This window comes from Calidithermus terrae (genome assembly GCF_003574345.1).
Lineage (GTDB): Bacteria > Deinococcota > Deinococci > Deinococcales > Thermaceae > Calidithermus > Calidithermus chliarophilus.
Map to the genome: position 1 here is coordinate 1 of NZ_QXDL01000365.1, position 2273 is coordinate 2273.

2 protein-coding genes are annotated in these 2273 nt (G+C 74.5%); both read left to right on the forward strand.

Annotation, left to right across the window (positions count from 1 at the left end; all coding sequences use genetic code 11):
- Positions 1–1065: PEP-utilizing enzyme (locus Mterra_RS20740; RefSeq protein WP_245971715.1), on the forward strand; the 1065-nt coding region annotated here is incomplete at its 5' end.
- A complete protein-coding gene (locus tag Mterra_RS20745) occupies positions 1062–2171 on the forward strand; it encodes a BtaA family protein (protein ID WP_176582567.1) in 1110 nt (369 codons plus the stop codon). The genes Mterra_RS20740 and Mterra_RS20745, both read left to right, overlap by 4 nt.
- The last annotated feature ends 102 nt before the right edge of the window (positions 2172–2273 follow it).

Genomic DNA, 2273 nt, shown 5'->3' on the forward strand with positions numbered 1-2273 from the left:
GCGTTGCACAACGACCTGGTGGCGGGGGAGGGGGGCATGGTCAGCGCCGAGCCCGCCGAGCGCCTGCGGGCCATGGCCGCGCGGGTGCGGGGGAACCCGGACCTCATCGGCCGCCTCGAGGCCGACCCCGCCGCCGCGCTGCGCGAGCACCCCGAGCTGGAACGCGAGTTCCGGGCCTACCTCGAGCGCTTCGGCGACCGCTGCCTCGACGAGCTCAAGCTGGAGAGCCCCACCCTCACCGACCAGCCCGAACTGCTGGCCCGGACGGTCGCGCAGTTGGCCCGCGCCCCCGAGTCCCCCGCCTCCGAGGCCGAAGCCCGCCGCCGGGCCGCCGAGGCGCGGGCGCTGGGGCAGCTCTCGGGGTGGCGGCGCCGGGTTTTCGCCTACGTGCTGCGCGAGGCGCGGGCGCGGGTGCGGGGCCGGGAGAACCTGCGCTTCGAGCGCACCCGGGTCTTCGGCGAGGCCCGCCGCCTGTTCCGGGCGATGGGGCAGCGCCTGCGGGCGATGGGGCGGCTCGAGCACGAGGACGACGTGTTCTACCTGACGGTCGAGGAGATCCTGGGCTACGCCGAGGGCACCGCCGTCAGCCTCGACCTGCGGGGCCTGGCCGCGCTGCGCAAGGCCGAGTTCGAGCGCCACCGGGCCGAGGGCGAGCCGCCCCGCCGCTTCCGCAGCCTGGGGAGCGTGTACGAGGCCGAGCCGGTGGGCCAGGAGGCCGAGGGGCAGGGCGCCGAGTTGCGCCGGGGCCTGGCCTGCTCGCCGGGGCGCGTGCGGGGCGGGGTGCGGGTGATCCTCGACCCCCGCGCGGCGCGGCTCGAGGAGCCCGCCGTCCTGGTCGCGCCCCGCACCGACCCCGGCTGGATCCTGGTCCTGCCGCTGGCGCGGGGCCTGATCGTCGAGCGGGGCAGCCTGCTGTCGCACTCGGCCATCGTGGCGCGGGAGCTGGGCATCCCCTGCGTGGTGGGCCTGGACGGGGCCACCCGCTGGCTGCGCGACGGCGACGAGGTCGAGCTCGACGGCAGCGCGGGCACGGTGCGGCTATTGAAGGCGGGGGTGAGCCCGTGACCCGCCGCTTAGGGCGGCCCCGCAGCGAGGTGCAGGCCAAGGCCGACTTCTCGCGCATCCGCTACGCCCAGGTCTGGGAGGACGCCGACGTGCTGCTCGAGGCCCTCCGGATCCGGCCCGGCGACCGCTGCCTCTCCATCGCCTCGGCGGGCGACAACGCCCTGGCGATGCTCACCCAGCACCCCGCCAGTGTGGTGGCCCTCGACCTGAGCGCGCCGCAGATCCACTGCCTCGAGCTGCGGGCGGCGGCCTTCCGGGCGCTCGAACACCCCGAGCTGCTCGAGCTCGTCGGCTCGGTGCCCAGCGCGCGGCGGCGAGGGCTCTACCAGCGCTGCCGCCCCTTGCTCTCGCCCGACGCCCGGCGCTTCTGGGACGCGCAGCCGGTGGAGCGGGGCATCGGGCGGCTGGGCAAGTTCGAGCGCTACTTCGCGCTCTTCCGCCGCTTCGTGCTGCCCTTTCTGCTCTCAGGGGCCAGGGTGCGCGAGCTGCTCACGCCCAAGCCCGAGGCGGAGCGGGCGGCCTTCTTCGAGCGGCACTTCAACACAGGGCGCTACCGGCTGCTCATGAGGCTCTTCTTCTCGCGCTTCGTGATGGGCCGCCTGGGGCGCGACCCGGCCTTCTTCGACCACGCCGAGGGCAGCGTCTCGGCGCAGGTCAAGGCCCGCACGCGCCACGCCCTCACCGAGCTCGAGCCCGCCCACAACCCCTACCTGCGCTGGATCCTGCTCGAGCGCCACGACTCGGTCTTGCCGCTGTACCTGCGGCCCGAGCACTTCGCCACCATCCGGGCCAACCTCGACCGGCTGAGCTGGCAGCGGATGAGCCTCGAGGAATACCTCGCCCAGCACCCCGAGGGTTTCGAGAGGGCCAACCTCTCCGACGTCTTCGAGTACATGTCGGAGGAGGCCACCGAAGCCCTGTTGGGGACGCTGGCGGCGCGCCTGAGGCCGGGCGGGCGGCTGGTGTACTGGAACATGATCGTGCCGCGCAGCCGCCCGGAGTCGCTGGCGCACCTGCTGGAGCCGAGGCTCGAGGAGGCCGAGCGGTTGCACCGGCAGGACAAGGCGTTCTTCTACTCCCGGCTGGTGATCGAGGAGCGGAAATGAGGGAGGGAGCGGGTCTCGGTGCTGTGGTTTGGCGGGGGCCGCTCCGCCGTCAGGGGTGTATGGGGGCGGGGTTCGCCCCCCGCCCCCCTGCCACCCCCGACA